We start from the raw sequence: 6,821 nt of genomic DNA, 5'->3' as shown, positions 1-6,821 counted from the left end.
ACAGAACCGCGCCGGGTCGTCGTTCTACGGCACCCCGCAGCCGACCGTCGGTGGTCTGCATGCAACGTTCACCGTGCAGATCGGTGGCGGCACAGGTGGCGACGGACAGACGTTCGCGCTGCTGGACGCCGCGAACGCCGGACCCACCGCACTCGGGAAGAACGGCGGCGGGCTCGGGTTCAGCGGACTGGCGGGCTTCGCCGTCACGCTTGCCACCTATCGTGGCGGCGCGCCGTCGCACTATGTCTCGGTTGTGCGTGGCACCGCCGGCACGGCGCCGGTCGTCCTGGCAAGTTCGACCAAAATTGGTGACCTGCGGACGGGTACCCACCTGATCGACGTGGAGGCCTCGGGTGGCCGGATCGTCGTCGCGGTGGACGGGATAACGGTGATCGACACGGCGGCGGACCTGCCGTCGAACGTACTGCTCGGGTTCACCGCTGGGACGGGCAGTCGCACCGATGTGCACACGGTCCGGAATGTGACAATCACCCATGGCTGACTGCCCCGGATGCGGTATATGAGCCGCTGACCCGCCGCCCGGGAGCTGCTGTCCGAAATCCATCCGCGACCGGGCGGATCAGCGGACGAATGGGTATCCGTTCCCGCTCGACTGGCGATCTGCGCCGGCGAGCGGGAATGTGATGGGGTGGAAAACGATCTGCTGCTCGCATTGGTAATTGTGACGGCACTGGGATTTGATTTCACCAATGGTTTCCATGACGCCGGTAATGCAATGGCCACGTCGATCGCGACCGGTGCTTTGCGTCCCCGGGTCGCGGTCGGGCTGTCCGCGGTGCTCAACCTGGTTGGTGCGTTCTTGTCCCTGAACGTGGCGGCCACCATCGCGAGCGGACTCGTGCAGAGTGATGCAATCACCTTGACCGTGGTGTTCGCCGGCCTGTGCGGCGGTGTCACCTGGAATCTCCTCACCTGGTTTTTCGGAATCCCATCGAGTTCGTCCCAGGCCCTGATCGGAGGCGTGATCGGCGCCACCCTCGCGGCCGCCGGCACCAGCGGAGTGAAGTGGCAGGGTCTGGTCGAAAAAGTTATCATCCCGGCGATTCTGTCGCCGCCGATCGCCGGCGGCATCGCCCTTGTCGGGACCTTCCTCATATATCTGATCTCCCGCCCGGTACCGACCGGCCCGAGAGATCGTGGATTCCGGATAGGCCAGGTCGGGTCGGCGTCCATGGTGTCGCTCTCTCATGGAACGAATGACGCCCAGAAGACGATGGGTATCATCACCCTCGCCCTGATCACGAACGGCACGCTCAGCGCCGACGCGCAGGCGCCCGACTGGGTCATCGTGTCCTGCGCCCTGGCGATCAGCCTGGGCACCTATGTCGGTGGCTGGCGGGTGATGCGGACCCTGGGAAAGGGCCTCATCGAGATCGAAGCGCCTCAGGGCATGGGTGCCGAATCAGCGTCGGCGGCGACAATTCTGTTGTCGAGCTACTACGGGTACTCCCTGTCCACGACCCAGGTGGTGACCGGCGCCATCCTCGGATCGGGGGTCGCCAAGCGGGGTGCCGAGGTGCGTTGGCGCGTTGCCGGCCGCATGGCCGTCACGTGGGTATTCACGTTGCCGGCGGCAGGCATCGTCGGCGCTCTTGCCTATGGAATTGCGGAGGGTATCGGCGGGGATCTCGGTGCCGCCCTCGTCTTCATCGCACTCCTCGCGGTGGCGATCTCCTTCTACCTGGCCTCGCGTCGGAACCCGGTCAACCCCGACAACATCAACGACGAATGGACCGGCGACGGGTTTCCGGCCGAGCCGGCTACCACCTCCAGCACCTGAAGGGCAGCGGGTCGTGAACAGTTGGATTGATTTCAGCGCGGTTGGCAAGATAATTGTAGTCGGATTGTTGGCGGGCGCGGGCCTGCCGGCCCTGTTCTCCGTCGGTATCCGTGCGCTGGCCCTGCCCGGCGGCGGCCGGCACGGAACCGATGCCGCCGCCGGCACCACGGTGATGGGCGGTAATACGGTGGGGCTGGTGCTCGCCGTCCTGTGCTTCGCCACCGTCCTGGCCGGGATCGGACTCGGCATCTACATCATCGTGGCGGCCTGACATGGCGCTTCCCGCCTTTCTTCAGCGCATCATCGACTGGGTCCGTCAGGGATATCCCGAAGGGCTTCCCAAACATGACTACATTGCGTTGTTCGCTGTCCTCGGCCGGCAGCTTTCGACGGCGGATCTGGAACGGGTCGCCGACGAGTTGGCGCTGTCCGGACAGCTGGCGACGGCCGACGACCCGCATGAGGTGGTCCGTCAGGCGGTCAGCGCGGCCACGAATGGACCTGTGGACGAGGCCGCCGTCGCTCGCGTCGAGGAACGCCTGCGGGCTGCCGGCTGGGACATCACGGAGCTGCCGCCGCGCTGAGCCCGGGGTCATGAGCTGGGGATGTCGAGCTGGAACCAAACGGTCTTGCCGGTTCGGGTCGGCCTGGCACCCCAGCGGGTGGCCAGTTCGGCGACGAGCTGGAGACCACGTCCGCCCTCGTCGTCGACCGTGGGGTGCAGCAGGCGGGGCACGCGGGTGTCCTCGTCGGAGACTTCGACGTAGAGGGCGTGCCGGCCGCGGCGCAGGACGAGGCGCCCGGGGGTGTTCGCGTAGCGGATGGCGTTGGTGACCAATTCGCTGACCAGCAGTTCGACGGTAAAGGCGTCGTTGTCGACTCCCCAACGCTTGAGGGTGGCCAGGACGGCTTCCCGCGCTGCCTTCGCGGCCTGGGGGAGCGGGGCGATCGTGGCGGTGGCGGTGGTGGCCGTCGCCGTGGCTCGGACAAGCAGCAGCGCGACGTCGTCGTCGTAGCCCTCACTGCGATCGAGGAGGGCGAGCAACCGGTCGGCGGTCATTTCGAGATCAGGTGCATCGGTTCGTTCCGCGGAGCCGTGAATGGTGCCCAGGGTGCGCTCGAGGCGCCGGCAGCCTTCGCCGATGTCGATGGCCGGGGATTCGACGAGGCCGTCGGTGAAAAGGGCAAGGGTGCTCCCGGCCGGGAATGCGTGCCATGTTTCGGCGTAGGCCGTCTGTTCCCCGAGGCCCAGACCGAGGATCGGATCGCCGTGACCGCCGAGGTGGTGGACCTCCCCGTCCGGACATGTGAGGACGGGATCGAGGTGACCCGCGTTGGCGACGCAGATCGTGCCGCCGGCGGGTTCGAAGATTGCATAGACGCAACTGATGAGGGTGGCGTCGGGGCCGGTGCCGATGGTCTGGACGAGGTCGTTGAGGTGGGTCAGGACGTCTGCTGCCGGCAGGTCGAGCGCGGCGAAGGCGCGGACGGCGGTACGGGCCTGCCCCATGACGGCCGCAGCCGCGAGGCCCCGGCCCATGACGTCCCCGATGACCAGGGCGACCCGGCCCGCGGACAGCGCGATGATGTCGAACCAGTCGCCACCGACTTCGGTACCAGCCGTTCCCGGCTCGTAACGCCAGGCGATGTCCAGGCCTTCGACGGCGGGGGTGTCGTGCGGTAACAGGCCGCGTTGCAGTGTGAGGGCGGCAGCGCGCTGGCGTTGATAGGCGCGGACGTTGGCCACCGACGTGGCGAGGCGGCTGCCCAGCTCGGCCGCGGTCTGGAGCTCGTAGTCGCCGTAGCGCTGGCGGGACGAGCAGATGCCGAAGTAGACAACACCGAAAAACTGCTCACCTACCAGGAGCGGGGCCACGATGGCCACGTCGATCTGGATGCGCTCGAAGTGGACCTGTGGGCTGTGCCTGTGCGGCTCGCGAACGCGGACGCTTTGGATCACTCTGTCGTCCACGTCGAAGAGCACCGGCCGGCGGGTGGCGAGCGCCTGATGCGCCGGGTTGTCCCGGCTGAGTTCTACGAGGACGCCGACGGACTCCGCCACGTCCGCCGGCAGGGGTGGGGAGGCTGGCCGGTTGGCTGACGCGAATCCTCGCATTATCAGTGGGTCCGGTCGGCTGGCCGCGTCGAACGGCGTCGGGGCCAGCAGGAGCTCGCAGTTGTCCGCGAACTCCGGGACGACGAGCTCGACGAGCGCGTCCAGCGTGTCCGACAGCTTCAGGGACGCGCCGACCAGTGCGCTGGCCCGGCTGAGCAGCCGCAACCGCTGCTCGGCTGCCCCGCGTTCGGCCTCCGCCCGCCGCCGGCGGGTCACGTCCACTACGGCCACACCGACCGCCACCGTTACGCCGTCGCGGTTGCGGATCGGGTGGTGGGAAAGACGCCAGACCCGTCGGTCGGGCCAGCTTCCCGGGGCGCTGTCCGTGGTCTCCACGTCGAGGATCGGTTCCCCGGTCCTCAGCACCTTTCGGATCATGTCCCACAGATAGGGTGCTACGTCCGGAAACAGGTCGGCGATGGTCTGTTTCCCGATGTCGTCCGCGGACAGGGCATTGTGGGTGAGCATAGCCTGGTTCGTCCGCAGGACCCGCAGCTGCGCGTCCACGATGAACAGACCGGCCGGCGCGAGGTCTGCGAGCCGCGTGGCCAGTTCAAGACTGTTCAATCCGTCGGACTCCGCTGGCGCAGAGCGACCGGGAACGTCTGGCTGTCGGATCATGGGCGTGCGTGGGCCGCATGGACACGGGCAGGCCTCATGCCGTCACGCCGTGACATTTGTGCGGTGCGGTATGTCACGTTGCGATATGGCCCTCTTGCCGGTGGCATGGCCTGTGTTTGCAATGAACGAAACCATTGCGATACGTGATGCAATGAGTTGGGCACGTCATATCCATCGCCTTGTCTTCCGTTCAGCCGTGTGGTGGGCAGTGCCCATCGTCCGACGAAAACAAACGTGCGGTGAATGTGAAACCACGTCCGGGTTCGCCGGGGTTGCCGGTCGGGATGATCTCGGCGAGTTTGGCTACCAGCAGTGTCGTACCGAATGCATGTCTGGGAGTCGCCCTAGGTGGCCAACAGGACGACCACGGGGAACGCGCTCACGGCGGCGGCTGTCAGGTAGACCGCCGCGTGTGCCCACAGCGGCGTCCGGGGCGAGGGATCCAGCAGCCGCGAAATGCGAGCGATCAGTGGAGCGTGGATCGGCGACCGGCTGGGCTCGGCCGGCGAGGCGCTCACGCGGCTCATGCCTTTTGATTCCGTCATGTCGCTGCTGTGGCTGGCACGTGGTGGCCACAGCGTCCGGCCTCGTGCGGACACCCGATGGTGGGGCGCTCCGGTGATCGCGACCGCGCCCGCCGGCACCGGAGACCGGGCGACGCCGAGCCGGGCCAGCGCGCGCGCGAGGGTCTGCCCACTGGTACATCGGGCGGCGGCGTCATCGGCGAGCATCTCGACCAGCAGCGACACCGCGGCGGTCGCCTCGCGGGCAGGCGGCAGGAAGGGGAAGGTCTCCTGCCAGGCCACGAAGGGTTGGATGACGAGATCGTGGCGACCGCGGGCATGGGCTTCCTCATGGGCGAGGACGGCTTCCAGCTCATCGGGAGCGAGTGCGGCGAGTAGCCCCTTGGAGACGACGACCCGGGTGTGGCGTACTCCGGGGAGGCAGTACGCGACCGCGACCGGATGATCCAGTACGCGGACCTGACCGCGTCGGCGGGCCCGTTGGTCGTGGTTGTCGTGGTCGTGGTTGTCGTGGTCGCGGCCGGCGAGGTCGACCAGGTGACGGTGACGGCGACGTTGCCGGGCGGTCCGCGACGTCGACAGGGCCAGGACACCGAACAATCGGGCGGTGAGCATCGATGCCACCGCAAGGCCGATCAGGTTGATCCAGCCGAGCCCGGCCAGCGGCTCGCCCGCTGCCAGATGGTCGGCATGATCCCGTAGGCTCACCGCCACGTTCGCGGACAGCGGCGCGAAGGTGAAGGCGATTACCGCGATCAGGGCGGAGACCCCACCCGCGAGCCCGACGGCCTGCCACAGCACGATTGCCGATCGAGGGCAGCGGGACGGCCAGTGGGCCGCGGCGAGCAGCCGTGGGACCGGCCACGCGAGGGCGCCCGAGAACAGAGCGAGGATGGCCGCGGTCATCATAGGGGGTGAACAGTACCTCTGCCAGGAGGTCGTGCGTCCTCCCGCTCCCGTTGCCCGTGGGCATCCTGCCCAGCTGCGCCCGGCCGCGTGGTGTCGAACCCCGTGGCGTCGGGTTCGCGGGAGTTCGGCCCGAGGGCGTCCTGGCTGGCGTCGGCTGACCGGGTCAGCGCCCGGCGCAGGATTTCGGCTTCGGCGGGGGACACCGAACCGACGAAGCGGACCAGCGCCGAGTTGCGGTCGTCGGTGGTGTCGAGGACAGCGAGCATGGCCTCGGCCACCACCGCGTCCCGGCTGCTCGACGCCTGGTAGCGGTGCGCGCGCTCGGCGCGTTCGCGCTGGACGAATCCCTTGCGCTCGAGACGTTCCAGAACCGTGAGGACGGTGGTGTAGGCGAGGTCCCGTTCATGGTCGAGGCGGGCTGCGACCTCACGCGCGGTCAGCCAGCCGTCCGTATCCCACAGTACGTCCATGACTGACCGTTCAAGGTCACCCAGGCGCGCCATGAAACTGATTCTACGATGCGTCGAGAGCTTGTGTGACCTGATCCACAAATCCCGTGTCCGTTGACCGTGGCGGCCGTTGACCGTGACGGGCCGCGCGGCACTGGCCAGGAAGAACGGCCAGCTGGCGGTCAACCTCGTCGACGTCGCGATCGGTCAGCTCCGCCTGGATGCGTCGACCAGCGGTGTCGAGATGGATCGTCGCCAGCCCGAGCATCCGCTGTACCGGTCCCTGGACCCGGCGGACGCTCTGGACCTTCTCCAGCGGAATCCATCGGGTAATCCGGCGTACCCGACCACTAGTGGTTACGACGCAACTGTCATTTCCGCCCCACGAAAGGTAGTGGTAT

At 67.7% G+C, this 6,821-nt stretch carries 8 protein-coding genes; 4 read left to right on the top strand and 4 right to left on the bottom strand.

The genetic code is table 11. From position 1 onward, the window contains the following. From U9977_RS09405 to U9977_RS09390, 4 genes are all read left to right on the top strand, one after another. Positions 1-502 (top strand): lectin-like domain-containing protein (locus U9977_RS09405; protein WP_416210535.1); only part of this gene is annotated, 502 nt, incomplete at its 5' end. A gap of 147 nt (positions 503-649) precedes the next feature. Then, a complete protein-coding gene (locus tag U9977_RS09400) occupies positions 650-1,801 on the top strand; it encodes an inorganic phosphate transporter (RefSeq protein WP_322748819.1) in 1,152 nt (383 codons plus the stop codon). Positions 1,802-1,814: 13 nt separating this feature from the next. Beyond that, a complete protein-coding gene (locus U9977_RS09395; protein ID WP_322748818.1) occupies positions 1,815-2,072 on the top strand; it encodes a hypothetical protein in 258 nt (85 codons plus the stop codon). A gap of 1 nt (position 2,073) precedes the next feature. Then, entirely contained in the window at positions 2,074-2,385 is a 312-nt protein-coding gene (locus tag U9977_RS09390; protein ID WP_322748817.1) for a DUF3349 domain-containing protein, read from the top strand. Between the two features lie 8 nt (positions 2,386-2,393). Here U9977_RS09390 and U9977_RS09385 read toward each other — a convergent pair whose 3' ends face one another. The 4 genes from U9977_RS09385 to U9977_RS09370 all read right to left on the bottom strand — a co-directional run bounded on the left by U9977_RS09385 (position 2,394) and on the right by U9977_RS09370 (position 6,736). Further along, a complete protein-coding gene (locus U9977_RS09385) occupies positions 2,394-4,484 on the bottom strand; it encodes a SpoIIE family protein phosphatase (protein WP_322748816.1) in 2,091 nt (696 codons plus the stop codon). A gap of 398 nt (positions 4,485-4,882) precedes the next feature. Next, complete coding sequence (locus U9977_RS09380; protein WP_322748815.1) at positions 4,883-5,971, bottom strand: M56 family metallopeptidase; 1,089 nt, start codon at positions 5,969-5,971, stop codon at positions 4,883-4,885. Then, on the bottom strand, positions 5,968-6,474 hold the full coding sequence (locus U9977_RS09375) for a BlaI/MecI/CopY family transcriptional regulator (RefSeq protein WP_322748814.1): 507 nt from the start codon (positions 6,472-6,474) through the stop codon (positions 5,968-5,970). Before U9977_RS09375 ends, U9977_RS09380 begins: the two co-directional genes overlap by 4 nt. A gap of 10 nt (positions 6,475-6,484) precedes the next feature. Further along, positions 6,485-6,736: a PH domain-containing protein gene (locus U9977_RS09370; protein WP_322748849.1), complete on the bottom strand. Its 252-nt coding sequence runs from the start codon at positions 6,734-6,736 to the stop codon at positions 6,485-6,487. Positions 6,737-6,821: the final 85 nt, after the last annotated feature.

The sequence above is a fragment of the Protofrankia sp. Cas8 genome (assembly GCF_963555845.1).
In the GTDB taxonomy this organism is placed as follows: Bacteria; Actinomycetota; Actinomycetes; order Frankiales; family Frankiaceae; genus Protofrankia.
The sequence above is the reverse complement of the archived record's forward strand: the minus strand, read 5'-3'. Positions and strand labels throughout refer to the sequence as shown.